The sequence below is a fragment of the Aeromonas sp. 602658 genome (genome assembly GCF_049173005.1).
Lineage (GTDB): Bacteria > Pseudomonadota > Gammaproteobacteria > Enterobacterales > Aeromonadaceae > Aeromonas > Aeromonas veronii_A.
On record NZ_JAAKRF010000023.1, the window covers coordinates 1 to 14,400 of the forward strand.

A 14,400-nucleotide genomic window follows, 5' to 3' on the forward strand; every position below is an offset into this window, starting at 1 on the left:
CCCGATGCGGTACATAGGGGGTTCTGAGTAGAGAAATGCTAGTTGAAAATGTGTAAACCTATTTCAGGACTAGACAAACCCCCCAGGATGGCAAAAGGGTGGCTGGTGAAAAATTGAGGGGCATTTCTGTCGTCTGCTTGCCCGCAGACTCGCCGCTGCGGTTGCTCTGCTCCGGTGAGCTTGTTAGCCTGTGCGGCTCTGACAGAGGAGTGAACGATGAGCAAGGTACTTGATGAGCTGCTGGCGTTGCTGGCGCTGGAAAAAATCGAGGAGGGCCTGTTTCGGGGCCAGAGCCAGGATCTCGGTCTGCGGGCCGTGTTTGGCGGACAGGTAATGGGGCAGGCCTTGTCAGCCGCCAAGCAGACGGTCGAGACCGGCCGTCAGGTTCACAGTTTTCACTCCTACTTCCTGCGTCCGGGGGATGTGACCCGTCCTATCGTCTATGACGTGGAGAATATCCGTGACGGCCAGACCGTCTCCACCCGCCGGGTCAAGGCGATTCAGGGCGGCAAGCCCATCTTCTATCTCAATGCCTCGTTTCAGGTGCCCGCCGATGGTTTCGAGCATCAGGCGCAGATGCCGACCGGCATCACCCCGCCGGAGGAGCTCAAGAGCGAGCTGGAGCTGGTGCGCCCCTACGAGAACCTGATCCCGGCCTCCCTGCGGGACAAGATCCTCTGCGAGCAGCCCATCGAGATGCGCCCTGTGACCCTGGTCGACCCTATTCGCCCGACGGTGCAGGATCCGGTGCGCCACGTCTGGTTCAAGGCCAACGGCCAGATGCCGGACGATCTGCGGGTGCACAAATACCTGCTGGCCTACGCCTCCGACTTCAACTTCCTGCTCACCTCGCTGCAGCCCCACGGGGTGTCGTACTGGGAGCCGGATATGCAGGTGGCGACCATCGATCACTCCATGTGGTTCCACCGGGATTTCCGCTTCGACGACTGGTTGCTCTACGTGGTAGACAGCCCGAGCGCCAGCAGCGGTCGTGGTCTGGTGCGTGGTCAGTTCTTTACCCGTGACGGCATGCTGGTGGCGAGTACCATGCAGGAAGGAGTGATCCGCCGTCGCGGCAGTTAAGGCGCAAAGCGGATAGCAAAACGGGGTGGCTTTGGCCACCCCGTTTTCGTTGCTGCGATGTGCGCGGGCGCTGCGGGATCAGCCGCCGCGCTGGTACTTGAAGCGTTTCTTGCGCCGGTAGGGATAGACATCCTCGAACACCCCCACCTTGATGTTGCTCTGCAGCATCTTCCAGTAGTTGGCGTCGAACATCTCCTTGTGCAGCTGCAGCATGATCTCCCGCACCTGCGGCTTTTGCAGCAGGAAGGTGGCGAACTCCTCGGGGAAGATGTCGTTGGGGGCTACCGAATACCAGGGTTCGGCGCTCCACTCATCCTCGGGGTAGCGAGGCGGCGGGATCTGGCGGAAGTTGCACTCCGTCATGTAGCAGATCTCGTCGTAGTCGTAGAAGACCACCCGGCCGTGGCGGGTGACGCCAAAGTTCTTGAACAGCATGTCCCCCGGGAAGATGTTGGCCGCCGCCAGCTGCTTGATGGCGTTGCCGTACTCCTCCAGCGCGAGCCGGGTCTGCTGCTCGTCCGCCTTATCCAGATAGAGGTTGAGGGGGATCATCTTGCGCTCGGTATAGAGGTGCTTGATCACCAGCTTGTCGTCGCTGATGGTGAGGGCCGAGGGGGCCACCGTTTTGAGCTCGGCAAGCAGTTCCGGCGAGATGCGATCCAGCGGAAACTCGAAGTTGGTGAACTCCTGGGTATCGGCCATGCGGCCAACCCGATCGTGCTGTTTAACCAGCCGATACTTCGCCTTCACCTGCTCGTGGCTCACATCCTTCGGGGGAGTGAACTCGTCTTTTATCACCTTGAACACCACATCGTAGGAGGGGAGGGTAAACACGCTCATCACCATCCCTTTGATGCCCGGCGCGATGATGAACTGATCCCGACTCTGGGCCAGATGGTGGCGGTAGTGGCGATAGAGCTCGGTCTTGCCATGCTTCTGGCAGCCAATGGCGTTGTAGATCTCGTAATCGGGCTTGTGGGGCATGATCTGGCGCAGGAAGGCGACAAACAGCGCCGGTTCGCGGGCATAGACCATAAAGTAGGCGCGGGCAAAGCCAAAGACGATGGAGGCGAGATCCGGCTCGAAGATGACGGTATCCACATAGATGCTATGGCCTGTGCTGAGCAGGGGCAGGATAAAGGGGAACACCTGATCCCGGGCCCGGATCAGTCCCACCAGATAGGCCCCCTTGTTGCGGTAGAACACCTCTTTGAGCAGCTCGATGGCAAACGGCTCATCATGGAGGATTTGCGGGCCGTTCTCCGCAAGATGGCGGTGGATGTCGACAATATCCCGCTGCTTGTCTTCGTAGGGGAGGGTGAAGCTGTAATCGCCGAGTAGCTGGCTCAAGGTCTGCGGCAAGTGGGCGAGATCGGTGCGATAGATCCGCAGCAGGGCGCTCAGGTCCGGTTTTTCGCCACGGCTGACAAAGGGGTGGATATAGAGGTTCTCGTCGCGGATGTTGCGATGGCGAAAGATCCGCCGATAGACGGAGTTGAAGAAGGACTCCGCCACCTCGAAGTTGTCACAACGGGGCAGCAGATCGCTGAAGGCACTTTTGACCCGTTTGAGCAGCTCCTGAGTGGCGTGGTGCTCCCCCATCATCTGGCGGATGGAGCTGGCGGTGGCCCCCACATGGTGGTCATAGAGGCGAATACGCTCGCGCCCGGCGAGCTGCACCCCCAGCCAGTCACTGTTCTCGAAGCGGCTCTTGCTGCCCTGGGTTATCTCGAGAAACCGGCTGTAAAACGACTCGAAGCGTTGCAAGATAGTCTCGGCGACGGCCTGTTCCAATGGCTGCTGCATCTCTCTCTCTTCCTTGTGATCTGTCGGGCCGATAGCGCGAAGGATTGGGTGTAATTTGTTCACACGTCTGGCCACTATCGCAACATTCAAACGTCTGTTCAAGTGGCAATTTTCGGGGATAAACGGTAGATTGCGCCCCTGTTTTGGTGATGGTTTAGCGACTGTTTGCTGTCTGTTTGAGAGGCCGTCCGGCCTGTGAGGAAACCCGATGAAGCTCTATTTTGTCCTGGTGGCACCTGCCCGACCTGCGAATGTGGGGGCGGCTGCCCGCGCCATGAAAACCATGGGATTCGATGCCATGCGACTGGTGGCGAGCCGGGTACACGAAGAGGAGGAGGCGAGCTGGGTGGCTCACGGCGCCCAGGAGATCCTGACTCAGGCCGAAGCGTTCGATACACTGACCGAGGCGCTGGCGGACATGGATCTGGTGATCGCCACCACCGCCCGTGAGCGCGGTCGCTACCAGCACTACCTCACCCCGGGGGAGATCCGCGAGCAGATCCGCAGCAAGCCTTCACTCAACAAGGTCGCCATCGTTTTTGGCTGCGAGGAGTCGGGGCTCTCCAACGAGCAGCTGGCCGAGGTCGATCTCATCAGCTATCTGCCCCTCAAGGTGAGCTACCCGTCCCTCAATCTGGGGCAGGCGATCATGCTCTACGCCTACGAGATGAGTCAGCTGATGGATGAGCTGAACGCCGACGGCGCCGCTGCGGTAGCAGAAAATTTTGATAATGCCGGGCAGGTTCGGGTGCTGAAAAGCAAAACAGCAGAATTGCTTGGTGAACTCGGAGTTTCGCAGGATGAAAAACTGCATCAATGGGTGATGGACCGGGTACCCATGCTGCCGCAGCGGGATTTGAACATGCTCCACCTGCTCTGCAAAGACCTTGCGCGCCGATTTGGGCGTGAGTAGCGAAGAGGTTTAAGTTGACAGCCCATCGCCCGCCGCGGTATTGCTAAAAGCCAGCTTCGTCAACGAGTGTTCGTCATGCAGTTATTCACCAACGTCATCACCACCACCATTATTACCGGTACCACCACAGGTGGCACTGGGGCCGGTTGATGCGCTGACGAACAAGCACAGAAATCAAAAAAGGCCCGTACCCACCCAGTACGGGCCTTTTTGTTGGATTGGTTTTTAGATTGAATTTCATAGATTTACAGGGAGAGAAAGCGATGAGAGTGTTGAAATTTGGCGGGTCTTCACTGGCCGATGCAGAACGTTTTTTACGGGTGGCCGATATCGCGGTCAACACCCACGGCCAATCTCAGGTAGCCCTGGTGCTGTCTGCACCTGCCAAGGTGACCAATCATCTGGTGGCGCTGGTGGAACAGACCAGTCGCGGCATGGATGCCAGTTCCACCCTGTTTGAAGTCAACGGCATCTTCTCCCGCCTGCTGGCCGGGTTGAAGGCGGCCTATCCGGCGCTCGATGACAAGGCGCTGCTGGCCCGTCTCACCGCCGAGCTGGATCAGGTGGAGCGGCTGATGCAGGGCATCCGTCTGCTGGGCCTCTGCCCGGACAACGTGCAGGCGCGCATTCTGAGCCGTGGCGAGAACCTCTCCATCGCCTTTATGCACGAGCTGCTGCGGGTGCGCGGTCTGGATCTGGAGCTGATCGTACCGGAAGAGCTGCTGGTCACCGACGGCGGCTATCTGGAAGCCCATGTCGACATCGAAGCCTCCCGCCTGCGCTTTGCCGCCAAGGGGCTGCGTAGCGACTGTCTTTACCTGATGCCGGGCTTTACCGGTGGCAGCGACAAGGGTGAGACCGTGCTGCTGGGCCGCAACGGCTCCGACTACTCCGCCGCCGTATTGGCCGCCTGTGTCGATGCCGAGTGCTGCGAGATCTGGACTGACGTCGAGGGCTGCTACAGCTGCGACCCCCGTCTGGTGCCGGATGCCTACCTGCTGAAAACCCTCTCCTACAAGGAGGCGATGGAGCTCTCCTACTTCGGCGCCAAGGTGCTGCACCCGAAAACCATTGCGCCGGTGGCCCAGTTCCACATTCCCTGCCTCATCAAGAACAGCTTCAACCCGCAAGGGCCGGGCACCCTGATCGGCCCCGAGAGCGGCGACGATGACCTGAAAGTGAAGGCCATCTCCGACTTGTCCGGCATGTGCATGTTCAACGTCTCCGGCCCCGGCATGAAGGGGATGGTCGGCATGGCCGGTCGCATCTTCTCCGCCGTCTCCCGCGCCGGGGTCAGTATCGTGCTGATCACCCAGTCATCTTCCGAGTACAGCGTCAGCTTCTGTATCCACAGCTACGACAGCGACAAGACCCGCAAGGTGCTGGAGCGCGAGTTCGAGCTGGAATTCAAAAACCAGCTGCTGGAGCCGCTGGATATCATCAGCGATCTGGCGATCATCTCCCTGATCGGTGACGGCATGCGCACCAGCAAAGGGATGGCGGCCCGCTTCTTCACCTCGCTGGCGCAAGCCTCCATCAATATCGTCGCCATTGCGCAGGGGTCGAGCGAGCGCTCCATCTCGGCGGTGGTGCGGGATCGCAAGGTGGCGGAAGCCATCAAGGCGTGCCACCAGAACTTCTTTGGCAGCCAGCAGTTTATCGATCTCTTTGTGGTCGGGGTCGGCGGCGTCGGTGCCGCGCTGGTGGATCAGATTGCCCGCCAGCAACCGGTACTGGCCGAGCAGGGCACCGGCCTGCGGGTAGTGGGCATCGCCAACAGCCGTCAGATGGCGGTCAACAAGGATGGCCTGAACCTCGCCAACTGGCGCGAACAGCTGGCGGAAGCCCGCGACAGCTTCTCGCTGGAAGGGGTGAAAAAGCTGGTGGAAGATAGCCACATCATCAACCCGGTGATCGTTGACTGCACCTCCTCCGAGGCAGTTGCCGTCCAGTATGCCGACTTCCTCGCCGCCGGTTTCCACGTGGTGACTCCGAACAAGAAGGCCAACACCGGCTCGCTCGATTACTACAAGGCGCTGCGTCGCACTGCCCGCCAGACTCGCCGCAAGTTCCTGTACGAGACCAACGTGGGCGCCGGTCTGCCGGTTATCGAGAACCTGCAGAACCTTATCAAGGCCGGTGACAAGCTGCGTGCCTTCGACGGCATCCTCTCCGGTTCACTCTCCTTTATCTTCGGCAAGCTGGATGAGGGGATGGCCTTCTCTGAAGCCACCAAGATCGCTCGCAGCAACGGCTTTACCGAGCCGGATCCCCGCGACGATCTCAACGGCATGGATGTGGCGCGCAAGCTGCTCATTCTGGCCCGCGAGGCGGGCATGGCGCTGGAGCTCTCCGATGTGGAAGTAGAGCAGGCACTGCCGCCCGGATTTGATGTGAGCGGCGACGTGGAAGCCTTTATGGCCCGCCTGCCGGAGGCTGACGGCTGGTTCCGCGACCAGTTCGCTGCCGCCCAGCGTGAAGGCAAGGTGCTGCGCTATGTGGGCTCCATCGAGGGTGGCAAGTGCAAGGTCGCCATCAAGGCGGTCGGTGGCGATGAGCCGCTGTTCAAGGTCAAAGACGGGGAGAACGCGCTCGCCTTCTTCTCTACCTACTACCAGCCAATCCCGCTGGTGCTGCGTGGCTATGGCGCCGGTACCGAAGTGACTGCGGCGGGCGTCTTTGCCGACGTGCTGCGCACCCAGAACTGGAAGCAGGAGCTATAAGCATGAGTTCAGACATGTACCCCTCTTATATGACGGAAGGCGGCAGTGTCGTTGCCTACGCCCCCGCCTCCAGCGCCAACCTGAGCGTGGGATTCGATGTACTGGGGGCGGCGCTCGCCCCCGTGGATGGCTCTCTGCTCGGCGATCGGGTGCAGGTGAAAGCCGCTAACGTGCCTTTTGTGCTGTCCTCTGTGGGCCGCTACGCCCACAAGCTGCCGGACGACCCGAAAAAGAATATCCTCTACGACTGCTGGGTGGCCTATGGCGAGGCGCTGGAGAAGCGCGGCCTTGGTCTCAAGCCGCTCGAGATGGTGCTGGAGAAGAACCTGCCGGTCGGCTCGGGTCTGGGTTCCAGCGCCTGCAGCGTGGTGGCGGCGCTGGAGGGGCTCAACGCCTTTCACGGCGAGCCGCTCGACGAGCACGCCCTGCTGCTGCTGATGGGTGAGATGGAGGGGCGCATCTCCGGCTCCGTCCACTACGACAACGTGGCCCCCTGCTATCTGGGTGGCATGCAGTTGGTGGTGGAGGAGGCGGGCGTTATCAGCCAAGGCATTCCGGTGTTTGACGAGTGGTACTGGGTGGTCTGCTACCCGGGCACTGTGGTCTCCACCGCCGCCGCCCGCGCCATTTTGCCGGCCCAATATCGCCGTCAGGATTGCCTCACCTATGGTCGCCGCCTGGCTGCCTTTGTCCACGCCAGCTACACCGGGCAGGAGCCGCTGGCTGCGAGCGTATTGAAAGACGTGATTGCCGAGCCCTACCGCGCGGCGCTGATCGAAGGCTTTGCCGAGGTGCGGGCGCAGGCGGCCCAGAACGGGGCGCTCGCCACCGGCATCTCCGGCTCCGGCCCCACCGTGTTTGTGGTGATGAAGGAGCTGGCGCAGGCCGAGCGGATGAAGGATTGGATGGAAGCACATTTCGTGCAGAACGAAGATGGATTTGCCCGGGTCTGCAAACTGGACATGGCCGGGGCACGGGTAACAGGAAGCGAGCTATGAATCTCTACAACATCAAGGACAACAGCGAACAGGTGAGCTTCGCGCAGGCGGTACGTCAGGGCTTGGGTCGCGAACAGGGGCTCTTCTTCCCCGAACAACTCGAACCGCTCGCCGATGTGGATGCCCTGCTCGATCTGCCACTGGCCGAACGCTCTGCCCGCATCCTGAGCCACCTGCTGGGGGACGAAGTGCCCGCCGCCAAGGTCAGCGAGCTGATCAATGCCGCCTTCACCTTCCCGGCGCCGCTGGTGAAACTCAAAGATGGCACTTATGCCCTTGAGCTGTTCCACGGCCCGACCCTGGCGTTCAAGGATTTCGGCGGCCGCTTTATGGCCCAGTGCCTCGCGGCGTTTCGCACCAACGACAAAATTACTATCCTCACCGCCACCTCCGGCGACACCGGCGCCGCCGTGGCCCACGCCTTCTACGGGCTGGAGGGGATCGAGGTGGTGATCCTCTATCCCAAGGGCAAGATCAGCCCCTTGCAGGAGAAGCTCTTCTGCACCCTCGGCGGCAATATCCGCACCATCGCCATCGACGGCGACTTCGATGCCTGTCAGGCGCTGGTGAAACAGGCCTTTGACGACGAGGCGCTGAAAAAGGCCATTGGCCTCAACTCCGCCAACTCCATCAATATCAGCCGTCTGCTGGCGCAGGTTTGCTACTACTTTGAAGCCGTGGCCCAGTTGCCCAAAGCCGATCGCGCCAAGGCGGTCATCAGCGTGCCGTCCGGCAACTTTGGCAACCTCACCGCAGGGCTTATCGCCAAGGCGCTGGGGCTGCCGGTGAAGCGCTTTATCGCCGCCACCAACGCCAACGATACCGTGCCGCGCTACCTGAAAACCGGTCAGTGGGAGCCGTACCAGACAGTGGCAACCCTGTCGAATGCCATGGATGTGAGCCGTCCCAACAACTGGCCGCGAGTCGAAGAGCTCTGCCGCCGCAAGGGCTGGGCGCTGGAGACCCTGGGTTCTGGCATGCGTGACGATGCCCAGACCCGCGATGCCCTGAAACGGCTGCACCAGCTGGATTACCTCTGCGAACCCCACGGCGCCATTGCCTGGGATCTGCTGGGCGAACAGCTGGCCGAGGACGAGGTAGGGGTGTTCCTTTGCACCGCTCATCCGGCCAAGTTCAAGGAGTCGGTGGACGAGATCCTGAGTCTGGATGTACCGCTGCCCGGCCCGCTGGCCAAGCATGCCGAGCTGCCGCTGCTCTCTGTTAATTTGCCTGCGGAGTTTGCCCGGTTAAGGGCGTTTTTGGTGGGCTAACTGCTGTGTCGAGATAACCGATAGAAATAAAAATCCCCCGGTAACGGGGGATTTTTTATGGGATTATATTTTCGCTAGCTCACGCATTACTTTGTCTCGCATCTTCATAAAGCGACCTAGCGTTTGGTCAAATCCACGATCACCATAGAAAGCATAACTGTCAACGCCATATTCAGCTGTAAGCTTTAATTTCTTCCTTAGCTTAGATATATACTGTTTGTCATAATCTTCCTTTCCTTTGCTTCCTTTCTGCAGAATTGTTGTTACCACACGACCATTTTTTATTACATCATGAGTTCTTCCCATGCAGTCAGAAACTTCAAAATCAAATCCAAGCAATATTTCTTTTAGGTCTGAAAACTTGAGTTGGATTTCACCATTTTTACGGCGTCTTGAGTTACACATAAGCCAGTGTGAGATTATGCCCAACTCATGGGCTCGATCTTCTGATAGTTCATGTGCAGCAGCTTGTCTAGTAAACTCAAATAAATCATCATCAGAGGCGGAGTTAAGTAAGTAACCATTTTCACTTAGATATACAAGAGTAGACAGTAGAGCTACACGCTTGTTTCCATTGTGAAAACAATGATTGTTTATTAGTGAATGAAATAATGCAGCAGCTTTGTCAAATATACTATCGTAAGCGTCCACCCCTCCCGCGCTCATAAATGGTCTATTTACTGCAGAGTCCAATAAAGTTTCATTCTTTATTCCAGGTGGTGAGACTGGATCATCACTATCGCAGAAATACTTTGTTAGGTAATCGTGAATAAAAATAACTTGCTTTGTATTCATAATGTCCTCATTTATCTGTCTAGTTATCTAGTAGGTTGGCGCTGAGCGAAGTGAAGCCCAACGTTTACCGAGAAAGCTAAATTCGGTTTTTGATTTTATATGGTCAAAATTCATCTTGTTTGGAAAGTCATATATCCCGTTTGTTGGGCTTCGCTGCGCTCAGCGCCAACCTACAACATATCCCTGCCGATTATTCCCGACCCGAGTCACAATCAATGGCCCAATCTGGCCCTATCCATCCTGCGGCGATATGGTGATGAATGGAGGAGTAAGGCCAATCGACAGGTTTGACACAATAACCATGTTTGACCGGATTGAAGTGGATGTAATCGACATGGGCTTGCAGATCCTTGTCATCCCGGATCAGATGTTCCCAATAACGGCGTTGCCAGATACCGCGTTCCCGTTTTCTGAGTCGGCTCTCCCGTATCCGCTCTGTTTTGGCGAGATTTCGTGAAAAGCCAGCCTTGATCAGAGACCAGCGCATGGGATAGTCACTGTCATCTGGTGGTAGTTGCCAGATGGCATGGAGATGATCCGGCATCACCACCATGGCGATGATCTCGAAGGGGTGTTGCTGTTTGACGTGGCGGAGCACTTCGCGCAGCAGGTCGATATGACGTACCAGCAGACCCTGTTTTCGGTCAGCCAGGTTGACGGTGAAGAACCAACATGCCCCACTGGTTGTTGCTCGGCGATAGCGCATGGTTCTCCTTTCCGGTATCGGGGTGAAATATTCGGTCTGTTCGGTTACACGAAATGGGAACCAACTAACCGGAGGCATACGTGTTGGGCTTCGCTACGCTCAGCGCCAACCTACGCAATGCATCAATCACTGTGCAAAACCCACGCTACCGCCCGTGGATTACAGCTTCCAATATGCTCCATTAACCAGCGAGGGTAGCAACCCATCACTGATGAATAGGCACCGGATGGCTATGTTAAGCCAATCGAATCTGGCCACACCAGTCAAAAAATGACGTAAGTATCAGTAATGACTGATTTTTTGCGCTGGCTCAATAAAAGGGTGTGGGCGGAGGCAGGATTCCCATGGCCCTTGATTTTATTGGGGTTGGTAGGCGTGGTGGGGAAGAGGGTGGTTGGCTTGCCGCTGAGGAGGGGGTTGTTGGGGGCAATCCCGCTCTGCCAATCGGCGCTATAGTGCGGGCGCTGGTTGCCCTCTGCTCCGCTCCCAAGCTGGCGAGGCGGGGGATCTGCGGCAACAATCAGCTGTTGCAATCACAGCCATTTGCAACACATCGTCATGCAAATATGACCATGCAAACACATCACCAGATAGAGAGGAGATCACCCATGAAGCGTACCATCCTGTTCGGCCTGCTCTGCGGCAGCGTGCTGTTGGCCAACCCGGTCTTTGCCAACGACGCAGCCCAGTTACAGTGCGAGGCGCAGGCCGCGGCCAAAAAGCTTAACGGCGCCGCCAAGACCAGCTTTGTCGGCAAGTGCGTGAAAGATGCCGCTGGCGCCGCAACCGGCGAGTGCGAGAAGGCGGCAGCCGACAAGAAACTGGCCGGTGCAGCCAAGAACAGCTTTATCCAGAAGTGCGTGAAGACGGGCGCGGCGGTGGATCCGGCGGCCAAGTGCGAGAAGGCGGCGGCCGACAAGAAGCTGGCTGGCGCGGCCAAGAACAGCTTTGTCCAGAAGTGCGTGAAGGATAGCGCCGCCAAGTAAGGCATTTTCTCATCCGGTGTGTTTGCGGGGGCCATCAGGCCCCCGTGCTTTTTATGCGTAGTGAACGCCGTGAAGCCCAAGCGTTGTCGGGAACATTAAATTCGGTTGCTGATCTTCTATGACCGGGCTCCCTATCTGGTTTTGGACATATTATCTCCCGCTTGCTGGGCTTTGCCTTGTTCAGCGTCAACCCATGAATGGTATCCATCACGGTTCACCGCCCACGCGATCGCCGATGGATTACCACTTCCGATTTGAGCCATTAACCCGCGAGGGGGCCACCCATCACTGATAAATAGGCATCGGATGGCTGGCGATAAGCCCCTCTTCAGCGGGAAGAGGGGCCGCAATAGTGCTCCCTGGCGGGCCGAGTTAGCCGAGGCTGGCCCAGGCCAACCGCAGTTTCAGTCCCGGGCCCGAGCTCCAGCCAGTGGTGGAGCTCACCACTTTACCCTGCTTGATGATGAGGAAGCTGGGGGTGACGCTCACCTGCCAGCGGGCGGCAAGGTCGCCATGCTCATCATTGTGGGTCGGGAAGGTCAGCCCCTTCCTGGCCATCCCCTGCTGCAACCTGGCTTGGTCGCCGGAGCGCAGCGCCACTGTCAGCACGTTTTCGCCGTCTCGCCATAGCTGCTCCACTGTCGGTGTGGTAACACGGCAGACTGCGCACCAGCTGGCCCAGTAATAGATCAGCAGTGGTCTGTCCCGACTCATTGTCTGCAGGTCGGCCAGAGTGCCATCTTGCAGCAGCAGTTGAGGCAGCGGGCTTTCCTCTGGCAGCGCCGGACTGCGCCAGAGGTCCAGCGCTGTCGAGATAATCACCGCCAACAGCAGCAGCCAGAGGGCCTCCTTGCTCCAGCGGCGCAGACGGAGGATCCGGGATGATGTTGCTGTCATGACTCCCCCTTGATGACCAGTGCGTTTTTGACGTTGCCCCCGAGCGCTATATGAGGGAGATCAGCCGATTGCCGATAATTTCCCCCTTGCGCTGCGGGTATGCCCCGCTCTCCCGGCAGGGTCTGTATGAGCAGGATATATCTCATCTTGTTTCTCCTTGAACAGGGGCGTTCGCAGCGTGCTCCAGAGTGGTCAGCAGAGTTGCACGATCCAGCAGGGGAGAGAGGATCTCGCCACCCGGTAGCCCGGGGCCATAGATTTGGTTGAAAGGAATGGCCACACTGCCGCGTTGGCGCAAGAAGCCGGCGATGCTGTCTGAGGGGCGGCTCCAATCCCCGCGCAAGGCCACCACATCGGGGGCACTCAGGGCTCGTTGCACATCATCGCGCAGCAGCACGTTGAATTTGTTGGCTTTGCAGGTGATGCACCAGTCGGCGGTCACATCGACGAAGACCCGCTTGTGTTGTGCCAGGGCGTCCTGGATGGCCTGCTCCGAGAGTGGCTGCCAGTGGACGGTATCCTGTTGTGGTTTGTCCTCCATGGTGAAGGCGCCGCCGAGCAGCAGGGCGGCGACCAGCAAGCAGCCCAGCGCCAGCCCCAGGGTTACACCGCGAATACCGTGGCGCCATACGACCGCCAGCAGCAGGGCTGCCAGTATCAGTGCCATCAGGATCACCACCCCGTTATGGCCGATATGGTTGCCAAGCAGGCTGAGCAGCCAGAGGCTGGAGCCCAGCATCATCAGGCCGAGCAGGATGCGCAGGCGCCCCATCCAGCGTCCCGGTTTTGGCAGCCAAAGCGCGAGACGGGGCAGGGCGGCGATGAGCAGCCATGGCAGGCTCATGCCAATCCCCAGTGCGGTAAAGACAAGCCAGAGTTGACCGGATGGTGCCCCGAGCGCAAAGGCGACTGCGGTGCCAAGGAAAGGGGCGGAGCAGGGTGTTGCCAGCAGAGTGGCAAAGCAGCCCTGCAGAAAGTGACCGGCCATGCCGTTGCCACCCGCGGTTGCCAGGCGGGTGTTGACATTGCTCGATAACCTGATCTCGAACAGCCCCAGCAGGTTGGCACAGAACAGCAAGGTCACCACGACCATGAAGCCGATAAACCAGACGCTCTGGAACTGGATACCCCAGCCGACGGCCCCCTGGGTGGCGCGCAGCAGGGTGCTCATCAGTGCCAGCGCCCAAAAGGAGACCAGGATACCAGCGCTTGCCGCCAGGAACTGCAAGCGAACCGGGCGACGCTCACGGGTCTCCAGCTGCAGTACTGATCCCAGCTTGAGGGCCAGCACCGGCAACACACAGGGCATCAGGTTGAGAATAAGCCCCCCAAGCAGTGCAGCCCCCAAGGTCCAGCGCAGCGAGTGGCCACCAGCGGGTAGTGGCAGGGGATCACCTATGGTGACCTGGCTCTGCCAAGCTTCGTCACCGTTGACCAGTACCACGCCCAGTTGCTGATGACGGATATCCGGTGCATCCCCTTGCCAGCCATCGCTGACCGGAATGCGGGCAATCAGGGTATTGCCCTGCACCTCCAGGCTGGGCTCGCCAAACTCGACCCCCTCCAGCTGCTGGAGGAAAATCTGCGGAGCCCGCCACCCCTCTTGCTGCTTAGCGCTCAGCTGTAGCCGGTTTTGCTGGTAGCCGGCCTGGAGGTTGACGCTCTTGGGCATGGCTTGAGGCAGCTTGCTCATCGCCTGTGCATAGGCAAGGTCGAATCCGTCCGGTGCCGTACCATCCAGAGCAAGGGCAAAAGGGTAGTCGGTCAGGATGCAGACGTTACTGCAGGTTGAAAGGCGTAACGTGCCGGTCAGCGCCTTGCGGTTGCCATGGCCAAGGCTTATGGGAAAGGTTACGGCCTGCTGATACCCCTGGGTCGACATGCCGCTGACCGCGAATCGCTCTGGCACTGGCCAGTGCCATTGTTGAGTGAGTTTGGGGTCATCCCAGAGAATTTCAGGGGCAATTCCCCCTTCACCCGGGTTTTGCCAATAGGTTTTCCAGCCGGACTCGAGTGTCAGACTGAGCAGCACCCGGGGCTGTGCCGGATCCCGGCTATCTGCTTGCAGCCGGATTTGTGCGTGATCGTTGCGGGGGCTGGTGAGCCAGCCGGTATCGCTGGCCAATCCGATGGATTGCCACAGCAGGCTGCCCAGCAAGAGGGCAGTCTTGAAGATGTTTGACATGGTGTTGTCTCTTGAAAATGAAAGTCAGGGTGGTTTA

At 59.0% G+C, this 14,400-nt stretch carries 12 protein-coding genes; 6 read left to right on the plus strand and 6 right to left on the minus strand.

What is annotated here, in order from left to right; translation table 11 throughout:
• Nucleotides 1–216 precede the first annotated feature (216 nt).
• A complete protein-coding gene (gene tesB / locus G5253_RS14855; protein ID WP_019445657.1) occupies nt 217–1,083 on the plus strand; it encodes an acyl-CoA thioesterase II in 867 nt (288 codons plus the stop codon).
• Nucleotides 1,084–1,161: 78 nt separating this feature from the next.
• Here tesB and aceK read toward each other — a convergent pair whose 3' ends face one another.
• Entirely contained in the window at nt 1,162–2,889 is a 1,728-nt protein-coding gene (gene aceK, locus G5253_RS14860; RefSeq protein WP_058059117.1) for a bifunctional isocitrate dehydrogenase kinase/phosphatase, read from the minus strand.
• A 208-nt stretch (nt 2,890–3,097) separates the two neighbouring features.
• Here aceK and G5253_RS14865 point away from each other — a divergent pair, with 208 nt between their 5' ends.
• The 4 genes from G5253_RS14865 to thrC all read left to right on the plus strand — a co-directional run bounded on the left by G5253_RS14865 (nt 3,098) and on the right by thrC (nt 8,794).
• Nucleotides 3,098–3,802 (plus strand): tRNA/rRNA methyltransferase, encoded by a 705-nt coding sequence (locus tag G5253_RS14865; RefSeq protein WP_266135562.1) that lies wholly within the window; start codon nt 3,098–3,100, stop codon nt 3,800–3,802.
• 263 nt (nt 3,803–4,065) lie between these two features.
• Entirely contained in the window at nt 4,066–6,525 is a 2,460-nt protein-coding gene (gene thrA / locus G5253_RS14870; RefSeq protein ID WP_266135561.1) for a bifunctional aspartate kinase/homoserine dehydrogenase I, read from the plus strand.
• 2 nt (nt 6,526–6,527) lie between these two features.
• Entirely contained in the window at nt 6,528–7,523 is a 996-nt protein-coding gene (thrB, locus tag G5253_RS14875; RefSeq protein WP_266135560.1) for a homoserine kinase, read from the plus strand.
• Nucleotides 7,520–8,794: a threonine synthase gene (gene thrC, locus G5253_RS14880; RefSeq protein ID WP_266135559.1), complete on the plus strand. Its 1,275-nt coding sequence runs from the start codon at nt 7,520–7,522 to the stop codon at nt 8,792–8,794. Before thrB ends, thrC begins: the two co-directional genes overlap by 4 nt.
• A gap of 63 nt (nt 8,795–8,857) precedes the next feature.
• Here the strand turns inward: thrC and G5253_RS14885 are convergent, their stop codons facing one another.
• The 3 genes from G5253_RS14885 to G5253_RS14895 all read right to left on the minus strand — a co-directional run bounded on the left by G5253_RS14885 (nt 8,858) and on the right by G5253_RS14895 (nt 10,828).
• Nucleotides 8,858–9,589, minus strand: coding sequence for a type II toxin-antitoxin system death-on-curing family toxin (locus tag G5253_RS14885; RefSeq protein WP_266135558.1), 732 nt, complete (start codon nt 9,587–9,589; stop codon nt 8,858–8,860).
• Nucleotides 9,590–9,779: 190 nt separating this feature from the next.
• The gene (locus G5253_RS14890) at nt 9,780–10,295 is read right to left on the minus strand and encodes an REP-associated tyrosine transposase (protein ID WP_266135557.1); all 516 of its coding nucleotides are present in this window, start codon (nt 10,293–10,295) and stop codon (nt 9,780–9,782) included.
• A 263-nt stretch (nt 10,296–10,558) separates the two neighbouring features.
• A complete protein-coding gene (locus G5253_RS14895; RefSeq protein ID WP_266135556.1) occupies nt 10,559–10,828 on the minus strand; it encodes a hypothetical protein in 270 nt (89 codons plus the stop codon).
• A 75-nt stretch (nt 10,829–10,903) separates the two neighbouring features.
• On the opposite strand from G5253_RS14895, the gene G5253_RS14900 reads away from it, so the two are divergent.
• Complete coding sequence (locus G5253_RS14900) at nt 10,904–11,281, plus strand: hypothetical protein (RefSeq protein ID WP_005338113.1); 378 nt, start codon at nt 10,904–10,906, stop codon at nt 11,279–11,281.
• Between the two features lie 372 nt (nt 11,282–11,653).
• Here G5253_RS14900 and G5253_RS14905 read toward each other — a convergent pair whose 3' ends face one another.
• Nucleotides 11,654–12,178 carry a protein disulfide oxidoreductase gene (locus G5253_RS14905; protein WP_216978388.1) on the minus strand — a complete coding sequence of 175 codons (525 nt, stop codon included), beginning with the start codon at nt 12,176–12,178 and terminating at the stop codon, nt 11,654–11,656.
• Nucleotides 12,179–12,320: 142 nt separating this feature from the next.
• Entirely contained in the window at nt 12,321–14,363 is a 2,043-nt protein-coding gene (locus G5253_RS14910) for a protein-disulfide reductase DsbD family protein (protein WP_266135555.1), read from the minus strand.
• Nucleotides 14,364–14,400: the final 37 nt, after the last annotated feature.

Bases quoted from the DNA above. Each gene is read 5' to 3' on its own strand.
- thrB (WP_266135560.1), top strand. From the start codon at position 6,528: ATGAGTTCAGACATGTACCCCTCTTATATGACGGAAGGCGGCAGTGTC.
- aceK (WP_058059117.1), bottom strand. From the start codon at position 2,889: ATGCAGCAGCCATTGGAACAGGCCGTCGCCGAGACTATCTTGCAACGC.
- tesB (WP_019445657.1), top strand. From the start codon at position 217: ATGAGCAAGGTACTTGATGAGCTGCTGGCGTTGCTGGCGCTGGAAAAA.
- G5253_RS14865 (WP_266135562.1), top strand. From the start codon at position 3,098: ATGAAGCTCTATTTTGTCCTGGTGGCACCTGCCCGACCTGCGAATGTG.
- G5253_RS14900 (WP_005338113.1), top strand. From the start codon at position 10,904: ATGAAGCGTACCATCCTGTTCGGCCTGCTCTGCGGCAGCGTGCTGTTG.
- G5253_RS14905 (WP_216978388.1), bottom strand. From the start codon at position 12,178: ATGACAGCAACATCATCCCGGATCCTCCGTCTGCGCCGCTGGAGCAAG.
- thrC (WP_266135559.1), top strand. From the start codon at position 7,520: ATGAATCTCTACAACATCAAGGACAACAGCGAACAGGTGAGCTTCGCG.
- G5253_RS14890 (WP_266135557.1), bottom strand. From the start codon at position 10,295: ATGCGCTATCGCCGAGCAACAACCAGTGGGGCATGTTGGTTCTTCACC.
- G5253_RS14910 (WP_266135555.1), bottom strand. From the start codon at position 14,363: ATGTCAAACATCTTCAAGACTGCCCTCTTGCTGGGCAGCCTGCTGTGG.
- G5253_RS14885 (WP_266135558.1), bottom strand. From the start codon at position 9,589: ATGAATACAAAGCAAGTTATTTTTATTCACGATTACCTAACAAAGTAT.
- thrA (WP_266135561.1), top strand. From the start codon at position 4,066: ATGAGAGTGTTGAAATTTGGCGGGTCTTCACTGGCCGATGCAGAACGT.